Origin of the sequence: Streptomyces sp. URMC 126 (assembly GCF_051386555.1) — a bacterium.
Lineage (GTDB): Bacteria > Actinomycetota > Actinomycetes > Streptomycetales > Streptomycetaceae > Streptomyces.
The window spans coordinates 1-253 of the sequence record NZ_JBPQTX010001107.1; the positions used below are offsets into that span (position 1 = coordinate 1).

General features: G+C 62.5%; 1 protein-coding gene. It reads right to left on the reverse strand.

All coding sequences use genetic code 11. The features are described from left to right. A partial coding sequence (locus ACSNOK_RS35270; protein WP_436784766.1) for a hypothetical protein occupies positions 1 to 253 on the reverse strand: 253 nt, incomplete at both ends.

Consider the following 253-nt stretch of genomic DNA (forward strand, 5'->3'; position numbering starts at 1 on the left):
GCCGGGGATGCTGCCGGGGTTGTTGATGACGCCTTTGGAGCCGGTCAGGATCGGGTCGGTCTGCTTGTCGATGGTGAACTTCGGCCGCTGCGTCGGGTTCTTGCTAATGAAGTTCACCGCGTCGCATTCCTGCTGCTGGAAGGCATTGGGGGCCTTGTACGTCTCGCACTGAATCTGCTTGTTCGTGCCCGCCCCGCCGATGAGGTTGCGCCCCTCCTGGAAGTTTGCCGTCTCCGGTGCCGTGGTGCTGTAG